This is a genomic window from Bacillus sp. C28GYM-DRY-1 (genome assembly GCF_030519405.1).
Classification (GTDB): Bacteria; Bacillota; Bacilli; order Bacillales; family Bacillaceae; genus Bacillus; species Bacillus spizizenii_A.
In genome coordinates this window covers 23,046-44,992 of sequence record NZ_JAUMKF010000002.1, presented here as the reverse complement: position 1 = coordinate 44,992, position 21,947 = coordinate 23,046, and the positions used below count along the sequence as shown (strand labels likewise).

Genomic DNA, 21,947 nt, shown 5'->3' with positions numbered 1-21,947 from the left:
ACAGCATTCTTTGTAATAAAACATTGACAGAAAATACAAACAGGATTATTCTATATTTGTACGTACTAATTAAATGAAATTTTCGTTAAATTTTAATATAAGTACGTACATTTGCATAGGGAAATGTAAACGCTTTACTCAACATTCGGGAGGGCAGAAAAATGAAGAATACTCCAACTCAATTAGAACCAAATGCTCCTGTAACAAGAAGTCATTCAATGGGATTTGTCATTTTGATCTCATGCGCGGCGGGACTTGGAGGTTTATTGTACGGCTATGACACGGCAGTGATTTCAGGCGCCATCGGCTTTCTGAAAGATTTATACAGCCTGACTCCGTTTATGGAAGGGCTTGTGATTTCCAGCATTATGATCGGAGGAGTGGCCGGCGTCGGAATATCCGGATTTTTAAGCGACAGGTTCGGACGGAGAAAAATTTTAATGACAGCTGCTTTGCTATTTGCGATATCAGCCATCGTTTCAGCGCTTTCTCAAGACGTGACAACTTTAATTATTGCAAGGATTATCGGAGGCCTCGGGATTGGGATGGGCTCATCACTCTCAGTTACGTACATTACAGAAGCCGCGCCGCCTGCCATACGGGGAAGCCTGTCTTCCTTATATCAGCTCTTTACGATATTGGGTATTTCCGCAACGTACTTTATTAATCTCGCTGTGCAGCGTTCCGGAACATATGAATGGGGTGTGCACACCGGCTGGAGATGGATGCTCGCTTATGGAATGGTGCCATCTGTAATCTTTTTCCTCGTATTGCTCGTCGTGCCTGAAAGTCCGAGATGGCTGGCGAAAGCGGGCAAAACAACTGAAGCGCTAAAGATACTGACACGTATTAATGGAGAAACTGTTGCAAAAGAAGAATTAAAGAATATTGAGAACTCTTTAAAAATAGAACAAATGGGATCTCTCTCCCAGCTTTTCAAGCCGGGGCTCAGAAAGGCGCTTATCATTGGAATCCTGCTGGCGCTGTTTAACCAAGTCATCGGCATGAACGCGATCACTTACTATGGGCCAGAAATCTTTAAAATGATGGGATATGGGCAAAACGCCGGATTTGTGGCAACCTGTATCGTCGGTGTTGTAGAAGTTATTTTTACCGTTATTGCGGTGTTGTTGATTGATAAAGTCGGACGAAAAAAATTGATGTCCATCGGATCTGCATTTATGGCCATTTTTATGATATTAATCGGAACGTCGTTCTACTTTCAGTTAACAAACGGACTTATGCTGATCTTCTTTATTTTAGGATTTGTGGCGGCATTTTGTGTATCTGTAGGGCCGATCACATGGATTATGATTTCTGAAATCTTCCCGAATCATCTGCGTGCGCGAGCCGCGGGCATTGCGACCATCTTTTTATGGGGAGCAAACTGGGCGATCGGACAGTTTGTGCCAATGATGATTGACTCATTCGGGCTCGCCTATACATTCTGGATTTTTGCGGTGATTAACGTCCTTTGCTTCCTGTTTGTTGTGACGATCTGTCCGGAAACGAAGAACAAATCGCTCGAAGAGATTGAAAAGCTCTGGATAAAATGAAAACGCTTTAATATAGAAGGCCCTTCTTTTGGAAGGGCTGTTTATGTTGGGATGCACCTTTTTTCGTTTTCTGTATAAGATATAGATATATAGGAAAAAATAGTGTTGGATAAAACGCTTCGGCATGAAAACTCTGCGAATATTGTCGATGAATTGACTCTTAACAGTTGAATAAACAATTCCACCCTGTTAAAATAATTTAAGAAAGCAGAAATAATTTTTTTTGGCTATGATGGGACGTTTTTTGTCATAGCGGGACATATAATGTCCAGCAAAAAAAGGAAGGAACGTTTGAGTCATGAACCAGTTACTACAAGCTCAAAAAAAATTATTGCCTGATCTTCTGCTCGTTATGCAAAAGAGGTTTGAAATCTTGCAGTATATCAGGCTGACAGAACCCATCGGGCGAAGAAGCCTGTCTGCCAGTCTTGAAATCAGCGAGCGTGTGCTGAGGGGCGAGGTTCAGTTTTTGAAGGAACAGAACCTGGTCGATATTAAAACTAATGGCATGACGTTGACAGAAGAGGGTTATGAACTGCTTTCCGTTCTGGAAGATACGATGAAAGATGTTTTAGGTTTGACTCTTTTGGAAAAGACATTAAAAGAACGTTTAAATCTAAGGGATGCCATTATCGTGTCCGGAGACAGCGATCAATCCCCATGGGTCAAAAAAGAAATGGGAAGAGCAGCTGTCGCATGTATGAAAAAAAGATTTTCAGGCAATAATATCGTCGCTGTAACTGGCGGTACGACAATTGAAGCTGTCGCCGAAATGATGACGCCGGATTCTAAAAACCGCGAGCTTTTGTTTGTGCCTGCAAGAGGCGGTTTAGGCGAAGACGTGAAAAACCAGGCAAACACAATATGCGCACATATGGCGGAAAAGGCTTCAGGCACTTACCGGCTTTTGTTTGTTCCGGGACAGCTGTCACAAGGCGCCTATTCATCTATTATTGAAGAACCTTCTGTCAAAGAGGTGCTGAACACGATAAAATCAGCGAGTATGCTGGTTCACGGAATCGGCGAAGCTAAAACTATGGCTCAGCGGAGAAACACACCTTTAGAAGACTTAAAGAAGATAGATGATCACGGTGCGGTGACAGAAGCGTTTGGCTACTATTTTAATGTGGACGGCGAAGTGGTCCACAAAGTGCATTCTGTCGGAATGCAGCTGGATGACATAGACGCCATCCCCGATATTATTGCGGTAGCGGGCGGATCATCAAAAGCCGAGGCGATCGAGGCTTACTTTAAAAAGCCCCGAAACACGGTTCTCGTCACAGACGAAGGAGCCGCAAAGAAGTTATTAAGGGATGTATAATCCCTCAATATAAATATCTCTCACTTAATTAAAGGAGGAAACAATCATGGCAGTAAAAGTCGGTATTAACGGTTTTGGTCGTATTGGACGTAACGTATTCCGCGCAGCATTAAACAATCCTGAAGTTGAGGTAGTAGCGGTTAACGATTTAACAGATGCTAACATGCTGGCTCACCTTTTACAATATGATTCTGTACACGGAAAATTAGACGCTGAAGTTTCAGTTGACGGTAACAACCTTGTTGTTAACGGCAAAACAATTGAAGTTTCTGCAGAACGCGATCCTGCTAAACTTAGCTGGGGCAAACAAGGCGTTGAAATCGTAGTTGAATCTACTGGTTTCTTCACAAAACGCGCAGACGCTGCGAAACACTTAGAAGCTGGCGCGAAAAAAGTAATCATCTCTGCTCCTGCTAACGAAGAAGATATCACTATCGTTATGGGTGTTAACGAAGATAAATACGATGCGGCTAACCACGATGTTATCTCTAACGCATCTTGCACAACAAACTGCCTTGCGCCGTTTGCAAAAGTACTTAACGACAAATTCGGCATCAAACGCGGTATGATGACAACTGTTCACTCTTACACAAACGATCAGCAAATCCTTGATCTTCCGCACAAAGACTACCGTCGTGCGCGTGCAGCAGCTGAAAACATCATCCCAACTTCAACTGGTGCTGCTAAAGCAGTTTCTCTAGTTCTTCCTGAACTAAAAGGCAAACTGAACGGTGGAGCAATGCGTGTTCCAACTCCAAACGTTTCTCTAGTTGACTTGGTTGCTGAACTGAACCAAGAAGTAACAGCTGAAGAAGTAAACGCAGCTCTTAAAGAAGCAGCTGAAGGCGATCTTAAAGGAATCCTTGGCTACAGCGAAGAGCCATTAGTTTCTGGCGACTACAACGGAAACAAAAACTCTTCTACAATCGATGCTCTTTCTACAATGGTTATGGAAGGCAGCATGGTAAAAGTAATCTCTTGGTACGATAACGAAAGCGGCTACTCTAACCGCGTTGTTGACCTTGCAGCTTACATCGCAAAAAAAGGTCTTTAATTTATAGCTGAAAAAAGGACCTGGCTTGGTTCTTTCGAATAGAAGCGCTATAATGAAAGCGGACAAGGGAAGGGGACGATCTCCCTTTCCCTTTTTCCATGAAGACCGGCTTTCAGAAAACGTTCTGTGATAGAGAAACGGCCGCTTTTTTAGCAGCTTTGCCGGCGCTTTCGCCTAAGGCCGCTGCCCTGGCTTCAGACGAACTGCCCTGTGCCGAAAAAGACTGCTGATCTGCCCTAGCGGAGTTATCGCTTGACCAGACGGTTTCACGTTTTTCGTGCTGTATGCAAACCATTTTGAAGGAGGATCTCCTAGGCATGAATAAGAAAACTCTCAAAGACATCGACGTAAAAGGCAAAATTGTATTCTGCCGCGTTGACTTTAACGTTCCAATGAAAGACGGGGAAGTAACAGACGATACACGTATCCGTGCTGCGCTTCCAACAATCAAACACCTTGCAGAACAAGGCGCGAAAGTCCTTCTTGCGAGCCACTTAGGCCGCCCGAAAGGCGAAGTGGTTGAGGAGCTTCGTTTAACTCCTGTCGCTGCACGTCTCGGCGAACTGCTTGGCAAAGAAGTGAAAAAAGCAGATGAAGCTTACGGTGATGCTGTAAAAGCACAAATATCTGACATGAAGGACGGAGACGTTCTTGTACTGGAAAACGTACGTTTCTACCCTGGTGAAGAGAAAAATGATCCTGAGCTTGCAAAAGCATTTGCTGAGCTTGCAGATGTATATGTAAATGACGCATTCGGTGCTGCCCACCGTGCTCACGCATCTACAGCTGGAATTGCCGAGCATCTGCCAGCAGTTGCAGGTTTCTTAATGGAAAAAGAGCTGGACGTACTCGGAAAAGCGGTTTCTAACCCTGACCGCCCGTTCACAGCGATCATCGGCGGAGCAAAAGTAAAGGACAAAATCGGTGTGATCGAAAGTCTTCTTGATAAAGTAGACAACCTGATCATCGGCGGAGGTCTTGCTTATACATTCGTGAAAGCGCTTGGTCATGAAATCGGTAAATCTCTTCTTGAAGAGGATAAAATCGAGCTTGCGAAATCATTTATGGAACGCGCGAAAGAAAAAGGCGTTAACTTCTACATGCCTGAAGATGTACTCGTTGCAGATGATTTCTCTAACGATGCAAACGTGAAAATTGTGCCGATCTCTGAAATCCCTAGTGATTTAGAAGCAATCGACATTGGTACGAAAACACGCGAAACGTATGCTGACGTCATCAAAAACAGCAAGCTTGTCGTGTGGAACGGACCGATGGGCGTATTCGAAATCGACTTGTTCGCTCAAGGAACAAAAGCGGTAGCGGAAGCATTGGCAGAGGCGAAAGATACATACTCTGTCATCGGTGGAGGAGACTCTGCGGCAGCGGTTGAAAAATTCGGCCTTGCTGACAAAATGAGCCACATCTCAACAGGCGGTGGCGCATCCCTTGAGTTTATGGAAGGCAAAGAGCTTCCAGGGGTAGCTGCACTTAACGATAAATAATCTCAAAACTGCTATAAGGAAGTGGAACAGATGAGAAAACCAATTATCGCCGGTAACTGGAAAATGAACAAAACACTCGGCGAAGCTGTCAGCTTCGTTGAAGAAGTGAAATCTTCCATTCCAGCAGCAGACAAAGCGGAAGCTGTTGTTTGCGCGCCAGCACTTTTCTTAGAAAAGCTTACTTCTGCTGTTAAAGGCACTGACCTAAAAGTCGGCGCACAAAACATGCACTTCGAAGAAAGCGGCGCGTTCACAGGCGAAATCAGCCCGGTTGCTCTTAATGACCTTGGCGTCGACTACTGCGTCATCGGCCACTCTGAGCGCCGTGAAATGTTCGCTGAAACTGATGAAACAGTTAACAAAAAAGCACATGCTGCTTTCAAACACGGCATTGTGCCGATCATCTGTGTAGGTGAAACGCTTGAAGAGCGCGAAGCCGGCAAAACAAATGATCTTGTTGCTGACCAAGTGAAAAAAGGCCTTGCTGGTCTTTCTGAAGAACAAGTTGCTGCTTCTGTTATTGCGTATGAGCCAATCTGGGCAATCGGAACAGGCAAATCTTCTACAGCAAAAGATGCGAACGACGTGTGTGCGCATATCCGTAAAACCGTCGCTGAAAGCTTCAGCCAAGAAGCTGCAGATAAGCTTCGCATTCAATATGGCGGAAGCGTAAAGCCTGCAAACATTAAAGAATATATGGCAGAGTCCGATATTGACGGTGCTTTGGTCGGCGGCGCGAGCCTTGAGCCACAGTCATTCGTTCAATTATTGGAGGAAGGTCAATATGAGTAAAAAACCAGCTGCACTCATCATTCTTGATGGGTTCGGATTACGTAACGAAACAGTAGGAAACGCAGTCGCTTTAGCGAAAAAACCGAATTTTGACCGCTACTGGAACCAGTATCCTCATCAAACATTGACTGCTTCAGGCGAGGCTGTTGGTCTTCCTGACGGACAAATGGGGAACTCCGAAGTGGGTCACTTAAATATCGGTGCGGGACGTATTGTGTACCAAAGCTTAACACGCGTAAATGTTGCCATTCGTGAAGGAGAGTTCGAACGCAATCAAACATTCCTTGACGCGATTAACAACGCGAAAGAAAACAACAAAGCCCTGCACCTGTTCGGCCTTTTATCAGACGGCGGCGTGCACAGCCATATCAATCATTTGTTCGCATTGTTAAAGCTTGCGAAAAATGAAGGGCTGACAAAGGTTTACATTCATGGTTTCCTTGACGGCCGTGATGTAGGTCCGCAAACAGCGAAAACATACATCAACCAGCTGAACGAACAAATGGAGGAAATCGGTGTTGGAGAAATCGCCAGCATTTCCGGACGCTACTACTCAATGGACCGCGACAAACGCTGGGACCGTGTAGAAAAAGCGTACCGCGCAATGACGTACGGCGAAGGCCCAACATACCGCAGCGCAATGGATGTTGTTGATGATTCTTATGCGAACGGAATCTATGATGAATTCGTGATTCCGTCTGTAATCACAAAGGAAAACGGTGAGCCTGTTGCGACAATCCAAGACGGCGATTCTGTGATTTTCTATAATTTCAGACCAGACCGCGCGATTCAGATTTCCAACACGTTCACAAACAAAGATTTCCGTGATTTCGACCGCGGTGAAAATCATCCGGAAAACCTGCATTTCGTCTGCCTGACTCACTTCAGTGAAACAGTTGACGGCTATGTAGCGTTTAAACCGATAAATCTCGATAACACAGTCGGAGAAGTATTATCACAGCACGGATTAAAACAGCTTCGAATTGCAGAAACTGAAAAGTATCCGCACGTCACGTTCTTTATGAGCGGCGGCCGTGAAGCTGAATTCCCGGGTGAAGAGCGTATTCTCATCAACTCGCCGAAAGTTGCAACATATGACTTGAAGCCTGAAATGAGTGCGTATGAAGTAAAGGACGCGCTTGTCAAAGAAATTGAAGCTGACAAACATGACGCGATCATTCTTAACTTCGCAAACCCTGATATGGTCGGCCACTCCGGAATGGTTGAACCAACAATTAAAGCAATTGAAGCAGTGGACGAATGCTTAGGCGAAGTCGTTGACGCGATTCTCGCTAAAGGCGGACATGCTATCATTACCGCTGATCACGGTAATGCTGACATTCTGGTTACAGAATCAGGCGAACCGCACACTGCGCATACGACAAACCCAGTCCCTGTTATTGTTACGAAGGAAGGCATCACGTTGCGTGAAGGCGGAATCCTAGGCGACCTTGCACCAACGTTATTAGACCTTCTCGGTGTTGAAAAACCGAAAGAGATGACAGGAACATCGTTAATTCAAAAATAATTTGAAATCAAAAGGAGAGACAAAACTCATGCCATACATTGTTGATGTTTATGCACGCGAAGTACTAGACTCCCGCGGTAACCCAACAGTTGAAGTTGAAGTATATACAGAAACAGGAGCTTTCGGCCGCGCACTAGTGCCGAGCGGAGCTTCTACAGGTGAATACGAAGCAGTTGAGCTTCGTGACGGCGACAAAGACCGTTACCTTGGAAAAGGCGTGTTAACAGCTGTTAACAACGTAAATGAAGTCATTGCCCCAGAGCTTCTTGGCTTTGATGTAACTGAACAAAACGCAATCGATCAGCTTTTAATCGAGCTTGATGGTACTGAAAACAAAGGCAAACTTGGTGCGAACGCAATTCTTGGCGTATCTATGGCTTGCGCGCGCGCAGCTGCTGATTTCTTACAGATTCCTCTTTACCAATACCTTGGAGGATTCAACTCAAAAACGCTTCCTGTACCGATGATGAACATCGTAAACGGCGGAGAGCATGCTGATAACAACGTAGATATTCAAGAATTCATGATCATGCCTGTAGGTGCTCCTAACTTCCGTGAAGCACTACGCATGGGCGCTCAAATCTTCCACAGCCTGAAATCAGTTCTTTCTGCTAAAGGAATGAACACAGCTGTAGGTGATGAAGGCGGATTCGCTCCAAACCTTGGTTCTAACGAAGAAGCGCTTCAAACAATTGTTGAAGCAATCGAAAAAGCCGGCTTCAAACCTGGCGAAGAAGTAAAACTTGCAATGGATGCTGCATCTTCTGAGTTCTACAACAAAGAAGACGGCAAATACCATCTGTCTGGCGAAGGCGTTGTAAAAACATCTGCTGAAATGGTTGACTGGTACGAAGAAATGGTTTCTAAATACCCAATCATCTCTATCGAAGACGGACTTGACGAAAACGACTGGGAAGGCCACAAGCTTCTTACTGAGCGTCTTGGCAAAAAAGTTCAGCTTGTTGGTGATGACCTCTTCGTTACAAACACGAAAAAACTTGCTGAAGGTATCAAAAACGGCGTAGGCAACTCTATCCTGATCAAAGTAAACCAAATCGGTACATTGACTGAAACATTCGATGCGATCGAAATGGCGAAACGCGCAGGCTACACTGCTGTTATCTCTCACCGTTCTGGTGAAACTGAAGACAGCACAATCGCTGACATCGCTGTGGCAACAAACGCAGGACAAATCAAAACAGGTGCTCCGTCACGTACGGACCGTGTTGCGAAATACAACCAGCTTCTTCGCATCGAAGATCAGTTGGCTGAAACTGCTCAATACCACGGTATTAACTCTTTCTACAACTTGAATAAGTAATTAGAAAAAAACCTGCCGGCAACCGGGCAGGTTTTTTTTGTGGAGATCATTTCATGTTTTGTAAATACAGGAATAAAGACCCTTTTAGTAGAACTTGATTGTATTATAATGGAAATAAATGCAGTGTGAAGGGGGTTACTGAGATAGAAGAAGATATTTGCGGATTATCAAATTATTCTAATAAAGGGAGGCACAAAGTATGGTACGTATTACAGATTTAGTCGGAAATACACCCTATATTAAACTTCACAACGCAAAGTCAATTTTAAATGCTGACCTATTCTTAAAAATAGAGAGAGGAAATCCGGCAGGTAGTATAAAAGATCGGCCGGCTCTTTATATTATTGAACAAGCTGAAAAAAAAGGACTCCTTAAACCAGGTGATACAATCATCGAATCGTCTTCTGGTAACTTTGGGATTTCTCTCGCCATGATTGGAGCAGCAAAAGGATACAAAGTTCTGATTCTAGTAGATCCAAAAACAACTCAAGCCAATTTAAATATGTTAAAAGCCTATGGAGCAGAAGTAATTGTTGTTCAAGAAAAAGATGACAGTGGATCATATCATAAAACAAGAATAAAGCTGGCCAATGAATTACATCAACAGATTCCAAATTCGTTCCGCCCTGATCAATGCTTTAATCCTACTAATGCAGATGCCCATTATCACATTACGGCACCAGAAATTGAAAATCAGTTTGCAGAGGGCTTTGACGCAATAATACTGGCAGTTTCAACAGGCGGACAAACAGGGGGAATTTCACGTTATTTTAAAGAGAAGTATCCAGCAACAAAAATAATAGCAGTAGATGCAGTGGGCTCCTCTATTTTTAGCGGTAAAGAGCATAGCTATTTACTTCCTGGAATGGGATTAAGCTGGACCCCAACTAATATTGAACACATAGAATATATCGATGAAGTCTATAAAGTGCCAGATGAAACTGCCTTTATAGCGTGTAGAGCTCTAGCACGAAACGAAGGGGTATTGGTAGGAGGAAGTACAGGAGCATGTGTTGCTGCAGCCATAAGAATATCCCAGTCAAATAACATAAATCGCATTTTCTGTTTTGCTGCAGATAGTGGAGAGCGTTATTTAAACACGATATATAACGATGAGTGGATGAAATCTCAAAATTTAAATACCCAATGTGATCTTTCTCTTTTAAAAGGCGAGGCAGATAAGCTTCAAGTTTATTCAAACAATCCAGCGGAAGTCGCAAATTATAAGCCAGAACTACTTGACACTCTTAAATCTCCTAGTAAACATATCCTCAAGAACCGCAAAGGTATCGTTTCCATTTAAATCAAACATAAAAGGAGAGACCTAATAATGTCAACAGATATAAAGGAAGGTTTTGTACTTATCTTAGCTAATGAAGAAGATAAAAAAGACCATGATGCATTAGCTGAAACTCTCAAATCGTATAGCGTGGATTGTTTAACAGTTAATCCAAAGGATATTACATCATATTTCACCGAAGATGGAAATCGTTTTTTTATTGGAAAATGCGAAATAAAACCTGCATTGGTTTTAGGATGGGTATTTGAAGATATACTTCGAATGGGCATGAATTTACTATATGCATTTGAAAGAAGTGGAATTCCGGTTATCAATACTGCTGAAACTTTATTCTGCGGTCAAAATAAATATTTAAATTCCGAAGCACTGCATAGAGAAGGGATACCTCATTTCCCAGTTATTAGTGGTTATTCAGATCGATATTTAGATGAATGGTCAGGTGACCTCAAATATCCATTAGTTCACAAACAAATAGTCAGTGCTGGAGGACAAGCTGTCATTAAAGTTGATTCTCCAATTTTACTAAAGGATTTAGCAAGAACATTTGCTCAATACAATGAAAGTTTTTATGCACAGCCATATTATGAGAAACCAGATAGAGATATAAGAATTATTTGTATCAATTTTAAAGCCACTTCGGGTTTTTACAAATATAGTCCTGCTGGTGAGTGGGTAACAAATGTGGCGCGCGGAGGCAAACCCGTTTTAATTGAACATATTGATTCCCAAATGGCTTCAATAGCTGAAAAAGCAGCCAAAGTAATGGGAGCAAGAATTGCTGGTATTGATCTTCTTGAAACGCCATCAGGGGAGCTTAGAGTTTTAGAAGTGAATACGTGTCCGAATTTTTATCTAAAACAATTTATGCCGGAAGCTCCTGATGTGACTGAACAGGCAATTGCCAAAATGATCATCCATGAAATGAAAAAAACTGAAGAAAATGTATTATAATAGAGTTGTTTATAATACAATTCAAGTGCTATTTAAAGAGGTGAGACTTTGGCTATCTTAGTCATTAATTCTTATGATAAGTTATTAGACCTGAATGAAATTGCTCCGGAAAAGGTATCTCAAATGGTTGTTTTAACTACACCAAAATTGAAAAATAATCATAAATTTCAATATTATGAAGAGATTCCGGACATGAGCGAAAATGAGTTGGTCGAGTACAGGGTTAAAGAATTGACAGACTATTATAAATTCGATGCCCTTATTGCTTATGATGAATATGATATGATCAGGGCTGGTAGAATTCGTGACAGATTAGGTATTCCCGGGCAAACAGAGAGAAGCGGACGATCTTTTCGAGATAAAGTTATTATGAAAGAGTGTGCGGAACAAAATGTCCGCACTCCTGTTTTTCGTAAAATTCATTCTATATTTGATGTATATGATTTTTCTGCCGAACATAAATACCCTTTTATATTAAAGCCTATTGATCAAGGAGCATCAAGAGATATATTTGTTATTCGAAATGAAAAAGACATTCAGAAATATGCAGAGACGAAAAAGCTCTATGCTTATGAAGCTGAGACATTTATTGAAGGGGATATGTATCATATTGATGCATTATTCATAGATAACAATGAAAAATTATTAAGTGTATCACAATATTGGAATGGTTGTTTAGCATATAAAGAAAATGCCAGCCTTGGAAGTTTTCAAATTTCAAGCAAAAGTGAGGAGTATAAAGAGGTAAAAGACTTTTTTTATCAATTGCTTAAATCTTTTGAATGTCCCGCAAATGTTGTATATCATGCTGAGGTATTCAGAGAAGCTAGTACTGGTAATTTGATCTTGTGCGAGATTGCGAGCAGAGTCGGCGGAGGATATATTCTTCAAGCATTAGAGTCTACATATGGTATTAATATAAAAACAGAATGGATAAGAAGCCAATGCGGCTTAGACATGCAAAAAGAATTATTACCTGAAAACATGTTACATGGATTCCTGCTAATTCCGCCTTATAAAGGTGAGATTCTAGAAATTCCAGAAGAGATCCCATTTCAGTGGGTTAAAATTTATGATAAGGCAGTAGCCGGGACAAACTTTAATCAACCACATCGAAGTATAGATAAAGTAGCCGGATTGCTGATTGAGGGAGAAAATGAAAAAATGCTCCAAAGGAGATTAAATCAGATAGACGCCTGGCTGAGAAGTCAAATGGTCTGGCAAATGGAAGCAGGGAATTAAAATGACCTCTCTCTTGCGAACATTCAGGAGTATGACGAGAATATCAAAAATAGCATTGGCTGGCATTTTAATTAGCAGTTTTGGAACATTTATGTTTATGCCCTATATTTCGATATATTTGTCGGATTTGAATTATTCACCTGCGTTTATTGGAACTATACTCTTGCTGTTTTCTATCAGTCAGCAAGGATTCACTTTTTTCGGCGGATTTTTAACAGATCAGTTTGGTACAAAAAATGTTTGTTTGTCGGGATTAATCATTAGATCTATTGGCTATGTTTTATTTATTTTGTCAATCAACAAACCGCTTATTATAGTATCGACTATTCTTGTAGGGCTGGGGGGTGCGATGATTACCCCTTCCCTAAAAGTGGTATTAGCTTACGGAAATGACTCAATTAGAAGTTCTGTTTTTGCCCTGCGCAATACGGCTGTCAATATTGGAGCAGCTCTAGGGCCTTTAGTAGGCGGAATTTTATATTTAGTATCAATACGTTATATTTTTGTTTTTTCTGCAGCGACTCATATTATTGTTATGCTTCTTGTAAAGAAATTACTGAATCAAAAAATAGGTAATGAAACAAGTACTATTCCTGTGTCAAGTATGTTTGCCATATTTAAAGATAAAAGAATTGTATATTTAACTTTTGCAGTTAGTTTTTTTTATTTTCTCTATATGCAATTTAACTTAACGATTCCTCTTTATATGAAGGATTTTCTTAAAAAACCTGAATATGTGAGTGTGATATTTTCTTTTAATGGATTTTTGACCATTCTTTTGCAGTATCCGATAATGGTTTATTTTCAAAATAGGTTTAAAGAACACTCTGTACTTGTTATAGGAATGACTTTTGTGGCATTCGGGTTTGTAACGTTAACCCTTTCAGATCATCTCGCTGTCTTATTTGTATTTACCTTTTTACTTACAATAGGAGAAATATTAATTCCAGCTTCATTAGATAACATAGCGTCTCAGTTAGCCCCAAAGCGTCTACTGGGAAGTTATTTGGGGTTTGTTGTATTTAGCTTTATGATTGGCGGAGGTCTTGGCAGTCTTACCGGTGGATTTTGTTATAAGTGGGGGGTAAATAACGGAATGATCTGGTTATGGTTAATTTATATAGGTGTGGCTCTGGTAGGGTTGATATTGCTGTGGAAAGTCAAGGCTATTTTAATTCATACAAATAGGAGTGAATTACATGAGAACAGCTCTGCTAATTAGCCCGAGAGCTAGTGTAATAGAAGATGCAAGAAAAGCAGGATATAATTATATTTTTGTTTTTATTAAAGAGACGCTTCAAGCAGATATAGAAAGATTGGCTGACGAAGTTTTCTTATTTAACTGGAATGACTACAGAAAGGCTCTTTATTATGCAAAGATTATAAACAAGATGTGTCCTTTACATCGAATCTATGGATTTGGAGAATATTCGGTGAAATTGGCTGCTTACTTAACCGAAGCTCTAGGTATCAAAGGTGTTACTTTAGGCTCAGTAGAAAGAGCAACTAATAAAAGCCTAATGCGAAGATTACTAAATCAAGAAGAAAAACATAGGGTGTTATTTGAAACAGTTTCCTCTTATCAGGAACTAAAGGAGGCAGTTGAAAAAATTTCATTTCCGGTTATTGTTAAACCGATTGACGGAGCAGGCAGTTCCAAGGTGTTTAAGTTATCAAATTTGCAAGACTTGAACATGATGTCGAAGCAGTTTGACTTAGATACGTCCTTTATTTGTGAAGAGTATATAGAAGGAAAAGAAATAAGTATAGAAGCAATAAGCTTTAACGGTTCACACAAAATAATTGCAATAACAGAAAAACAAACTACTGGAAACCCACGATTTATTGAGTCGGGACATATTCTGCCCTTTCATTCTGACAAAGCATTGTATCAACAAATCGAAGAAAGTGTTCATTTAACCTTAGATATCCTCACTTTAAAAACAGGGATATCTCACACGGAGATGATTATTACCTTAGAGGGGCCAAAAATAGTTGAGACACATGTAAGGCCGGGGGGAGATAAAATAACGGACTTAGTAAGGTTAGCGACAGGAACAAGTTTGTTTTTTGCATTATTTTACTATGATCTAAATGAAGTTTCGGTATATCCAGACACAATTGAATATGAGTGTACAGCTTCTAGTCAATTTCTCTTTTTTCAACCTGGAAAGGTTCAGTCAATACTCGGCGAAAATCAGTTAAAAGAGCATCCGAATGTGATTGAATATAAACTAAATGTTAAGCAAGGAGATGTTCTGCAAACTCCGGAAGATTCTGGAAGCAGACATGGAAGTATAATTATAAAAGGGAGGAATAAATCAGAAGTCGAAGATTTAATCTCTGAAATAAAGTCTCTGCTTCGGATTGAATACAAATAATGTTAGAAAGATTAATGCAAGCTGTCTAAATAGGTTGGGGACAGCTTGTTTTATAAAGAAAAAGGTGTTCTGCGTTTCTATTTAATTCTATACAAAAACATTACGAGATTACCCGGTTCTCATTTTTAATGATTTATTATAAGTCCAAATAAAGCCTCACCATATCGCGGCATTGAATCCCGTTTTCAAAAATGTCCTCATCATAATGTCTGACAAAGAAATCATGGTCGATCGCCTGAAGGCGGAATCCGCATTTTTGATAGAGAGATATCTGGTGAATACTAGAATTCCCAGTGCCGATTTCAATTGTGTCCGCACCCAGCTCCTTTCCCTTTTCAATGGCATCTTGTACAAGCTGTTTGCCAAAACCTTTCCTTTGGAGAGACTCTTTTACGGCAATGTTTACAATTTCAACTGTTTGCGGCCTAGTTTTGAGCAATACATATACACCGGCAAGTTCATCATCGGCCCAAGCGGTGTAACATTCTCCTCTCTCTAGATATTCATCTACAATGTCCTTAGACGGATCGGCCAGCAGCAATAGGTCGTATAATTCGTGATTTGTTTTTTCTTCTTTATGAATCCTAAGCTTTTGCACGTTCATTCCACCTTTTCATATGTTTATAGAGATAATTTCATGATTTCCTCCAATTCAATACCATTCTATCATAAAATGTGTAATATTGGAAATGTGTAAAAATAGTGGAAAACAAACAGGAGTAAAGTCACATGTTTTGTAAGGAATGCGTTCATAAAAATAATGAAGGGGCCAAGTTTTGTAAGGGTTGCGGCACCCCGATAGGAGAGAGCAGCAAACAGGCAAATCAAGAAACAGCAAGCACTGCTGAAACCAGGCAGGCTCGAAAATCAATCCCTAAGAAAACGAAAACCATCATTTTATGGAGCAGCATTGCCGCAGCGTGCGTCATATTATTTGACGCATATAAAACCGGAGCGTACTTTACTTCAAAGGATAGGTTAATTGACAGGTTTGAACAAGCCGTAAATGATGAGGATAAGGACCAAAGCGCTTCTCTTCTCACACCGGTAAATGACAAGCTTAAGCTAACTAAAAACAATATAAAACCGTTTCTTACATATTTGAAGGACCATCCAGACAAAAAAGATGAACTTTTTGCATCGCTGAGTGCTGAAACAGCCCAAAAGGATATCGTATATGCGGAGAAAGACGGGAAAAGCTTGCTTGTATTTGACCATTATGACTTAAAGGTAGCACCGATTTATTTTAAAGTTTAAAGAGGATGCCGGGTCTGTAAAGAATGCAGATCAAGCACAAACCCTTGGACCGTACATTCCCGGTGAATATACAGTCTCAGCCAAACTGAAAAACGATGTCGTCGATCTTGTGAAAAAGGAAGACCTTCAGGCTTTGCTGCTTGTTTCGCAGCAGCTCCGGCTTGCGCCGCCTGCGGTTGGCCTGATTGACGAGGAAGCGGTGATCCGCATGTCTCACAAAAATTTCCGCCATCTGTTTGATGGCCACATTGAGGACAATACATAAAATAACTCCTTTATCTGTAATAAAGGTATAATGGATTACTAGATTTATTTTAAAAGAAAAAAGTTGTAAAGTAACCAATATTCATACAAAAATACCACATAAAAAAGATACAAGCGCAATAGCAGCTGTGACTTTTTTATGCTAGTTATTCATATATTTCTCACATCCATCTCCAAAGTCCTTAAGTTGATACCGCGAGCGAACGGATGTCAGCTAAGTGAATCCGAAGATTGATTAAAAAATCATTTTATAATTGCTTCACCGATGTGTCTTTTAATACGTGAGGTGAACGTCATTACTAGACTGATGGGATTAATCTTGGCGGTCGTTGCGGTCGGAATGATTGGTGCCGGGCTAAAAGTATGTTTCCGATTTTTAAGGCCATATTGCAAAAAGCAGTTCCCTTACTTCAGGGAGCTGCTTTCTTTTGTTTTCGGCACGTATTGAAAAACTTCCTCACTCTCAAAAAACTCAATCAATCTGCTCAGCCAGTCATAGTAATGGAGCCATTCTCTTAATTCATTGAGCAGTTGATTGACTTTCTCTTCCGCTTCGGGGGTAAGCCCGTCCCTTTGTAAAAGATCAGTCAGCTCCCGGTTTAATTTTTTATACAGCACTTTGTTTTTGCTCACGACCTTTGTCCAGTTCGCCGCAAATAAAGAAATGAAGGTTTGATAATAATCCTGCTCAACGTCATAAAGGTCTTTTCGTACGCCTTTTTCAAACACCTTTTCGGCAATATTGGCATCAATCATTTCACGGACAACCTGGCTCATCCGTGTTTTGCTCATGCCTGTTGCCTCAGAGAGCTCGCTTAAGGTCATCGGTTTTCGATTCATATAAATAATTCCAAGCACACGCCCGACAGTTGAAGGCATCCCAAACGTATGCATATTATCGGCTATCTTCTCAATGATATGCTCTTCAGCATGTTCAATGATGTCGAGAGCAGTTTTTTCCACAGCTGATCATCCCTTCAAATGGCAATTGATGGTGTCAATATATCATATTTCTGCCAGTTGTTGAAAACAGTTGTATGCGGAGGATGAGGGAGGTATCCGGCGTAATTGTAAGAACACCCTCTCCGTCTTGATCATAACAATAAATAACCTGTAAATAACATATAATTTGAACACATTGTAAACTTTTTATTTTATAAAGTTCAAACTATAATAAAGATTATACTTTTCAGAAAATTAAAGAGAACCTGCGGAGGTGCACGGATTGCTGAAATTGGAACAAGTGTCAAAAGTATATAAAGGCGGCAAAAAAGCTGTGAACAGCATCGATTTAGATATTGCCAAGGGTGAATTTATCTGTTTTATCGGCCCGAGCGGTTGCGGAAAAACGACAACGATGAAGATGATTAACAGACTGATCGAACCATCGTCGGGAAGGATCTTTATCGACGGAGAAAATATTATGGAGCAGGATCCGGTTGAACTGAGGAGAAAAATTGGCTATGTGATTCAGCAGATCGGTCTGTTCCCCCACATGACCATTCAGCAGAACATCTCACTTGTGCCGAAGCTGCTGAAATGGCCAGAAGAAAAACGGAAAGAACGGGCGAGAGAGCTGTTAAAGCTCGTGGATATGGGCCCGGAATATTTAGACCGTTATCCTCATGAGCTCAGCGGCGGACAGCAGCAAAGAATAGGCGTGCTGCGCGCACTGGCTGCGGAACCCCCTCTCATTTTAATGGATGAACCGTTCGGAGCGCTTGATCCGATTACGCGTGATTCCCTTCAGGAAGAATTTAAAAAACTGCAAAGAACACTAAACAAAACCATTGTGTTTGTCACCCACGATATGGACGAAGCGATTAAGCTCGCTGACCGTATCGTGATTTTGAAAGCGGGCGAAATCGTTCAAGTCGGCACACCTGATGAGATTCTCCGGAATCCGGCAAATGAATTTGTTGAAGAATTTATCGGAAAAGAACGCTTGATCCAGACTAGGCCTGAAATGGAGCGGGTTGAGCAAATGATGAACAGAACACCTGTAACTGTATCAGCGGATAAAACGCTTTCTCAGGCGATTCAACTGATGAGAGAAAGACGTGTCGACTCGCTGCTTGTTGTGGACCGGCAAAATGTGCTGAAGGGCTATGTTGATGTGGAAATGATTGATCAAAACCGCAAAAAAGCGAGCGTCGTTGGTGATGTATACCGCTCTGATATATATACCGTACAAAAAGGGGCGCTTCTTCGCGATACAGTCCGAAAAATCTTAAAGCAGGGCATCAAGTATGTCCCGGTGGTGGATGAACAGAACCATTTAGCGGGGATTGTGACAAGAGCGAGCCTTGTTGATATCGTATACGATTCGATATGGGGCGAGGCAGACCAGCTTATGACGATCTGACCAGGAAAGGAGCTCTTTTAAGATGAATCAAATGATGGCTTTTCTGCAAACGAACGGCGGAGAGCTGCTGTATAAAACAGGAGAACATGTATACATTTCACTCATAGCCGTTGTATTAGGCATTATCGTTGCAGTGCCGCTCGGTGTCGCTCTCACTAGAATGAAAAAAGGCGCAGGCGCGATAATAGGCGTCGCCAACATTGTGCAAACCTTGCCGAGCTTGGCGATTTTAGCCTTTTTTATTCCGCTTCTCGGCGTAGGGAAAGTGCCTGCGATTGCCGCTTTATTTTTCTATTCTGTGCTGCCGATCTTGCGCAATACGTATACCGGTATCAAAGGTGTCAACAAAAATCTGCTGGAATCGGGCAAAGGGATAGGCATGACCGGCTGGGAGCAGATTCGGCTTGTTGAAATCCCGCTGGCGATCCCAATCATCATGGCGGGAATCCGCACGTCAACGATCTACTTAATTGGCTGGGCGACACTTGCGTCCTTTATCGGGGGAGGCGGTCTCGGTGATTACATTTTTACCGGCCTGAACCTGTATCAGCCTGAATATATCATTGGCGGGGCCGTCCCGGTCACGATCTTGGCCATTATCATTGATTATATGCTGGCTGTGACAGAAAGAAAGGTGACGCCGAAAGGATTGCAAGGGATGAAGGAAGTTTCGTAAGGGAGTTGGCTCTGTTGAAAACGAAAAAAATCAAATGGCTTGGCGCTCTCGCCTTTGTCCTGCTGCTGAGCGGCTGTTCTTTGCCGGGACTCGGCGGCGCTTCAGACGACACGATCAAAATCGGGGCGCAAAGCATGACAGAATCAGAAATTGTAGCGAATATGATCGCGCAGCTTATTGAACATGATACAGATTTGAATACCGCTTTAGTGAAAAACCTCGGGTCAAACTATGTACAGCACCAAGCAATGCTGGGCGGTGACATTGATATTGCTGCCACGCGCTATTCCGGAACCGATTTAACAAGTACCCTCGCCAAGGAAGCGGAAACGGATCCGAAAAAGGCGCTGAACATTGTGCAGAACGAGTTTCAAAAGCGCTTTTTTTATAAATGGTTTGATTCCTACGGATTTGATAACACATATGCCTTTACCGTGACAAAAAAGTTTGCGGAAAAGGAGCATATCAGCAGCGTGTCTGACCTGAAGAAAAACGCTTCCCAATATAAACTGGGCGTCGACAATGCCTGGCTGAAACGGAAAGGCGACGGGTATAAAGGCTTTGTCAGCACGTACGGATTTGAGTTCGGCACAACTTATCCCATGCAGATCGGACTAGTCTATGACGCAGTCAAAAACGGGAAAATGGACGCCGTTCTGGCTTATTCAACGGATGGACGGATTAAAGCCTATGATCTGAAAATCTTAAAAGATGATAAGCATTTCTTCCCGCCGTATGACTGTTCACCTGTGATTCCGGAAAAGGTGCTCAAGGAGCATCCAGAGCTTGAAGGTGTGATCAACAAGCTGATTGGGCAAATCGATACGGAAACGATGCAGGAGCTTAATTATGAGGTGGATGGCAAGCTGAAGGAGCCGTCTGTCGTAGCAAAGGAATTTTTAGAGAAACATCATTATTTTGATTAAGAAAAGAGGCAGATTATATGGAAGTACTACAGCAGCTAGGCACTTACTATTCGCAAAACGGCGGTTACGTGCTGCAGGAGTTTTACCGCCATTTTCTGATGTCGGTGTACGGCGTTTTATTTGCCGCCATTGTTGGAATTCCGCTCGGCATTCTGATCGCCAGATACAGAACATTAAGCGGATGGATTTTTGCGATCACGAACGTCATTCAGACCATCCCGGCTCTCGCCATGCTCGCCGTGCTGATGCTTGTCATGGGGATGGGCGCTAATACGGTGATACTGTCATTATTTCTGTATTCTCTTCTGCCGATTATCAGAAATACGTATACAGGCATTATCAGCATTGAACACGCTTATCTTGAATCCGGTAAAGCGATGGGAATGACAACATTTCAAGTGCTGCGGATGGTCGAGCTTCCGCTTGCGCTTTCTGTTATTATGGCTGGCCTCCGCACCGCTCTTGTCATTGCGATCGGCATTACAGCGATCGGGACATTTGTCGGTGCAGGCGGTCTCGGAGATATCATCGTCAGGGGATCAAATGCAACAAATGGAACTGCGATTATTTTGGCGGGGGCAATCCCCACGGCTCTGATAACAGTGATTGCCGATTTAATCATGGGCTGGCTTGAACACTCGTTAAGCCCAATTAAAAAGAAGAAAAATCTGGCCGGCGCCGGCATAGGAAAAAACGCCTTGTGAATGACAGGGCGTCTTTTTACGGCTTCGGCACATATTTAAAAATCTCTTCGCTCTCAAAAAACTCAATCAAACGCCCGAGCCAATTATAATAATCGAGCCATTCCTTTAATTCCTTCAGCAGCTCATTCACTTTTTCTTCCGCTTCAGGAGTAAGCTCTTCATCCAACATGCTAAGCAGCTCCCGATTGAGTTTTTTATGCATCATTTTGTTCTTGCTGACGATTTTGCTCCAAGTGGCTGTAAACAGCGTGATAAAGGTTTGATAGTAATCCTGCTCAACCTCATATAAATCTTTTCGCACGCCCTTTTCAAACACTTTCTCGGCAATGTTGGCATCTAGCATTTCCCGGACAACTTGGCTCATGCGTGTTTTGCTCATGCCGGTCGCTTCAGACAATTCGGTCAGCGTCATCGGTTTTCGATTCATATAAATAATGCCCAGCACACGCCCGACGGTAGAGGGCATTCCAAATGCATGCATGTTTTCCGCGATTCTTTCTATTAAATGGTCCTCGGCTTGTTCAATGATCGTTAACGGATCTTTCTCCAACGGTTTCAATCCTTTCAGCTAACAATTCCGATGTCAATATACCACATTTTTGACATGGCGGAAAAGCTGTAACAAGAGAATTCGGCAGGAAATTGGAGCAATAAGGAGATCATCATAGGTCAATGCGGGTAAATCAGCGCTTACACATACTTTATAAACAATATGAACAAATTGTAAACTTTTTATTTTATAAAATTTATTCTATAATGGGAAGCATTCAATTGTCTGAAAAATTAAATATAAACTGAACGAATTGA

At 41.8% G+C, this 21,947-nt stretch carries 21 protein-coding genes and 3 pseudogenes; 18 read left to right on the top strand and 6 right to left on the bottom strand.

What is annotated here, in order from left to right; translation table 11 throughout:
• Positions 1-161: 161 nt before the first annotated feature.
• From araE to gap, 3 genes are all read left to right on the top strand, one after another.
• On the top strand, positions 162-1,556 hold the full coding sequence (gene araE / locus Q3W56_RS02355; protein WP_019715762.1) for an arabinose-proton symporter AraE: 1,395 nt from the start codon (positions 162-164) through the stop codon (positions 1,554-1,556).
• A gap of 298 nt (positions 1,557-1,854) precedes the next feature.
• Positions 1,855-2,877 carry a gapA transcriptional regulator CggR gene (gene cggR / locus Q3W56_RS02350; protein ID WP_302894354.1) on the top strand — a complete coding sequence of 341 codons (1,023 nt, stop codon included), beginning with the start codon at positions 1,855-1,857 and terminating at the stop codon, positions 2,875-2,877.
• 46 nt (positions 2,878-2,923) lie between these two features.
• Positions 2,924-3,931: a type I glyceraldehyde-3-phosphate dehydrogenase gene (gap, locus tag Q3W56_RS02345; RefSeq protein WP_003219957.1), complete on the top strand. Its 1,008-nt coding sequence runs from the start codon at positions 2,924-2,926 to the stop codon at positions 3,929-3,931.
• A 112-nt stretch (positions 3,932-4,043) separates the two neighbouring features.
• Here the strand turns inward: gap and Q3W56_RS02340 are convergent, their stop codons facing one another.
• Positions 4,044-4,226, bottom strand: coding sequence for a hypothetical protein (locus Q3W56_RS02340; protein WP_019715760.1), 183 nt, complete (start codon positions 4,224-4,226; stop codon positions 4,044-4,046).
• Positions 4,227-4,248: 22 nt separating this feature from the next.
• Here Q3W56_RS02340 and Q3W56_RS02335 point away from each other — a divergent pair, with 22 nt between their 5' ends.
• The 9 genes from Q3W56_RS02335 (at position 4,249) to Q3W56_RS02295 (ending at position 14,948) form a co-directional block, all read left to right on the top strand.
• Positions 4,249-5,433, top strand: a complete 1,185-nt coding sequence (locus Q3W56_RS02335; RefSeq protein WP_302894353.1) for a phosphoglycerate kinase — start codon at positions 4,249-4,251, stop codon at positions 5,431-5,433.
• Between the two features lie 30 nt (positions 5,434-5,463).
• Positions 5,464-6,225, top strand: a complete 762-nt coding sequence (gene tpiA, locus Q3W56_RS02330) for a triose-phosphate isomerase (RefSeq protein WP_019715758.1) — start codon at positions 5,464-5,466, stop codon at positions 6,223-6,225.
• Entirely contained in the window at positions 6,218-7,753 is a 1,536-nt protein-coding gene (gene gpmI, locus Q3W56_RS02325; RefSeq protein ID WP_268398858.1) for a 2,3-bisphosphoglycerate-independent phosphoglycerate mutase, read from the top strand. The genes tpiA and gpmI overlap by 8 nt, the downstream gene beginning before the upstream one ends.
• 28 nt (positions 7,754-7,781) lie before the next feature.
• Complete coding sequence (gene eno, locus Q3W56_RS02320) at positions 7,782-9,074, top strand: phosphopyruvate hydratase (protein ID WP_302894352.1); 1,293 nt, start codon at positions 7,782-7,784, stop codon at positions 9,072-9,074.
• 199 nt (positions 9,075-9,273) lie between these two features.
• Positions 9,274-10,377 (top strand): PLP-dependent cysteine synthase family protein, encoded by a 1,104-nt coding sequence (locus tag Q3W56_RS02315; protein ID WP_302894351.1) that lies wholly within the window; start codon positions 9,274-9,276, stop codon positions 10,375-10,377.
• Positions 10,378-10,404: 27 nt separating this feature from the next.
• On the top strand, positions 10,405-11,325 hold the full coding sequence (locus tag Q3W56_RS02310) for an ATP-grasp domain-containing protein (RefSeq protein WP_302894350.1): 921 nt from the start codon (positions 10,405-10,407) through the stop codon (positions 11,323-11,325).
• Positions 11,326-11,373: 48 nt separating this feature from the next.
• Complete coding sequence (locus Q3W56_RS02305) at positions 11,374-12,567, top strand: ATP-grasp domain-containing protein (RefSeq protein WP_302894349.1); 1,194 nt, start codon at positions 11,374-11,376, stop codon at positions 12,565-12,567.
• A 1-nt stretch (position 12,568) separates the two neighbouring features.
• The gene (locus Q3W56_RS02300) at positions 12,569-13,789 is read left to right on the top strand and encodes an MFS transporter (RefSeq protein WP_302894348.1); all 1,221 of its coding nucleotides are present in this window, start codon (positions 12,569-12,571) and stop codon (positions 13,787-13,789) included.
• Positions 13,767-14,948 carry an ATP-grasp domain-containing protein gene (locus Q3W56_RS02295; protein WP_302894347.1) on the top strand — a complete coding sequence of 394 codons (1,182 nt, stop codon included), beginning with the start codon at positions 13,767-13,769 and terminating at the stop codon, positions 14,946-14,948. Before Q3W56_RS02300 ends, Q3W56_RS02295 begins: the two co-directional genes overlap by 23 nt.
• A 136-nt stretch (positions 14,949-15,084) precedes the next feature.
• Here the strand turns inward: Q3W56_RS02295 and Q3W56_RS02290 are convergent, their stop codons facing one another.
• Entirely contained in the window at positions 15,085-15,552 is a 468-nt protein-coding gene (locus tag Q3W56_RS02290) for a GNAT family N-acetyltransferase (RefSeq protein WP_302894346.1), read from the bottom strand.
• Between the two features lie 125 nt (positions 15,553-15,677).
• Between Q3W56_RS02290 and Q3W56_RS02285 the strand changes: the two are divergent.
• Positions 15,678-16,341, top strand: a pseudogene (locus Q3W56_RS02285) (TcaA second domain-containing protein); the annotation flags it as partial.
• Here Q3W56_RS02285 and Q3W56_RS02280 read toward each other — a convergent pair.
• Positions 16,328-16,468 (bottom strand): annotated as a pseudogene (locus Q3W56_RS02280) (zinc ribbon domain-containing protein); the annotation flags it as partial. The pseudogenes Q3W56_RS02285 and Q3W56_RS02280 sit on opposite strands and share 14 nt — an antisense overlap.
• A gap of 143 nt (positions 16,469-16,611) precedes the next feature.
• Positions 16,612-16,683, bottom strand: a complete 72-nt coding sequence (locus Q3W56_RS21125) for a YvbH-like oligomerization domain-containing protein (RefSeq protein WP_302894547.1) — start codon at positions 16,681-16,683, stop codon at positions 16,612-16,614.
• A gap of 69 nt (positions 16,684-16,752) precedes the next feature.
• Here Q3W56_RS21125 and Q3W56_RS02270 point away from each other — a divergent pair.
• Positions 16,753-16,848, top strand: a pseudogene (locus Q3W56_RS02270) (MarC family protein); the annotation flags it as partial.
• A 26-nt stretch (positions 16,849-16,874) separates the two neighbouring features.
• Here Q3W56_RS02270 and opcR read toward each other — a convergent pair.
• Complete coding sequence (gene opcR / locus Q3W56_RS02265) at positions 16,875-17,432, bottom strand: opuC operon transcriptional regulator OpcR (RefSeq protein WP_019715753.1); 558 nt, start codon at positions 17,430-17,432, stop codon at positions 16,875-16,877.
• 262 nt (positions 17,433-17,694) lie between these two features.
• Here opcR and opuCA point away from each other — a divergent pair, with 262 nt between their 5' ends.
• Genes opuCA through opuCD form a run of 4 tightly spaced genes read left to right on the top strand, consistent with a single transcriptional unit; the run spans position 17,695 to position 21,140 of the window.
• Positions 17,695-18,834, top strand: a complete 1,140-nt coding sequence (gene opuCA, locus Q3W56_RS02260) for an osmoprotectant ABC transporter ATP-binding protein OpuCA (RefSeq protein WP_302894345.1) — start codon at positions 17,695-17,697, stop codon at positions 18,832-18,834.
• A gap of 22 nt (positions 18,835-18,856) precedes the next feature.
• Positions 18,857-19,510: a glycine betaine/carnitine/choline/choline sulfate ABC transporter permease OpuCB gene (gene opuCB, locus Q3W56_RS02255; protein ID WP_302894344.1), complete on the top strand. Its 654-nt coding sequence runs from the start codon at positions 18,857-18,859 to the stop codon at positions 19,508-19,510.
• Positions 19,511-19,524: 14 nt separating this feature from the next.
• A complete protein-coding gene (gene opuCC / locus Q3W56_RS02250; protein ID WP_302894343.1) occupies positions 19,525-20,436 on the top strand; it encodes an osmoprotectant ABC transporter substrate-binding lipoprotein OpuCC in 912 nt (303 codons plus the stop codon).
• A gap of 17 nt (positions 20,437-20,453) precedes the next feature.
• The gene (opuCD, locus tag Q3W56_RS02245; protein ID WP_302894342.1) at positions 20,454-21,140 is read left to right on the top strand and encodes a glycine betaine/carnitine/choline/choline sulfate ABC transporter permease OpuCD; all 687 of its coding nucleotides are present in this window, start codon (positions 20,454-20,456) and stop codon (positions 21,138-21,140) included.
• Between the two features lie 16 nt (positions 21,141-21,156).
• On the opposite strand, the gene Q3W56_RS02240 is transcribed toward opuCD, so the two are convergent.
• Positions 21,157-21,690, bottom strand: a complete 534-nt coding sequence (locus Q3W56_RS02240; protein WP_302894341.1) for a GbsR/MarR family transcriptional regulator — start codon at positions 21,688-21,690, stop codon at positions 21,157-21,159.
• Between the last annotated feature and the right edge of the window lie 257 nt (positions 21,691-21,947).

Excerpts from the sequence above, each read along its gene's own strand:
- Q3W56_RS02315 (WP_302894351.1), top strand. The coding sequence starts at position 9,274 with ATGGTACGTATTACAGATTTAGTCGGAAATACACCCTATATTAAACTT.
- opuCD (WP_302894342.1), top strand. The coding sequence starts at position 20,454 with ATGGAAGTACTACAGCAGCTAGGCACTTACTATTCGCAAAACGGCGGT.
- Q3W56_RS02310 (WP_302894350.1), top strand. The coding sequence starts at position 10,405 with ATGTCAACAGATATAAAGGAAGGTTTTGTACTTATCTTAGCTAATGAA.
- araE (WP_019715762.1), top strand. The coding sequence starts at position 162 with ATGAAGAATACTCCAACTCAATTAGAACCAAATGCTCCTGTAACAAGA.
- Q3W56_RS02340 (WP_019715760.1), bottom strand. The coding sequence starts at position 4,226 with ATGGTTTGCATACAGCACGAAAAACGTGAAACCGTCTGGTCAAGCGAT.
- cggR (WP_302894354.1), top strand. The coding sequence starts at position 1,855 with ATGAACCAGTTACTACAAGCTCAAAAAAAATTATTGCCTGATCTTCTG.
- Q3W56_RS02290 (WP_302894346.1), bottom strand. The coding sequence starts at position 15,552 with ATGAACGTGCAAAAGCTTAGGATTCATAAAGAAGAAAAAACAAATCAC.
- tpiA (WP_019715758.1), top strand. The coding sequence starts at position 5,464 with ATGAGAAAACCAATTATCGCCGGTAACTGGAAAATGAACAAAACACTC.
- gpmI (WP_268398858.1), top strand. The coding sequence starts at position 6,218 with ATGAGTAAAAAACCAGCTGCACTCATCATTCTTGATGGGTTCGGATTA.
- Q3W56_RS02335 (WP_302894353.1), top strand. The coding sequence starts at position 4,249 with ATGAATAAGAAAACTCTCAAAGACATCGACGTAAAAGGCAAAATTGTA.
- Q3W56_RS02300 (WP_302894348.1), top strand. The coding sequence starts at position 12,569 with ATGACCTCTCTCTTGCGAACATTCAGGAGTATGACGAGAATATCAAAA.
- Q3W56_RS02295 (WP_302894347.1), top strand. The coding sequence starts at position 13,767 with ATGAGAACAGCTCTGCTAATTAGCCCGAGAGCTAGTGTAATAGAAGAT.
- eno (WP_302894352.1), top strand. The coding sequence starts at position 7,782 with ATGCCATACATTGTTGATGTTTATGCACGCGAAGTACTAGACTCCCGC.
- gap (WP_003219957.1), top strand. The coding sequence starts at position 2,924 with ATGGCAGTAAAAGTCGGTATTAACGGTTTTGGTCGTATTGGACGTAAC.
- opuCB (WP_302894344.1), top strand. The coding sequence starts at position 18,857 with ATGAATCAAATGATGGCTTTTCTGCAAACGAACGGCGGAGAGCTGCTG.